This is a genomic window from Halomonas sp. SIMBA_159 (assembly GCF_046536035.1).
In the GTDB taxonomy this organism is placed as follows: domain Bacteria; phylum Pseudomonadota; class Gammaproteobacteria; order Pseudomonadales; family Halomonadaceae; genus Vreelandella; species Vreelandella venusta_A.
In genome coordinates, this window is the sequence record NZ_JAWJBT010000981.1 from 1 (window position 1) to 257 (window position 257).

1 protein-coding gene is annotated in these 257 nt (G+C 52.1%); it reads left to right on the plus strand.

The window, feature by feature from the left end:
• Nucleotides 1-257 (plus strand): efflux RND transporter permease subunit (locus R0J87_RS22180; RefSeq protein ID WP_498889016.1); only part of this gene is annotated, 257 nt, incomplete at both ends.

Below are 257 nucleotides of genomic sequence, written 5' to 3' on the forward strand. Positions count from 1 at the left end.
CGTTTTGCCGGTCAGTTTAACCCGCAGTCACTGCTGGATATGATTCTGGCTTACAGCGGAGATCGACCAATTTACTTGCGCGATGTTGCAACAGCGGAGCTGGGCTTTAGTGACCGTACCGGCTTTACGCTGCGTAACGGTGCTCAGGCGTATTACATTACTGTTGCACGGAATAATGATGCCAATACCGTAGCGCTGCTGGATGAAATCAACATTGCTATCCGCGAACTGAATGCCGGGCCACTGCTTGAAGCCGG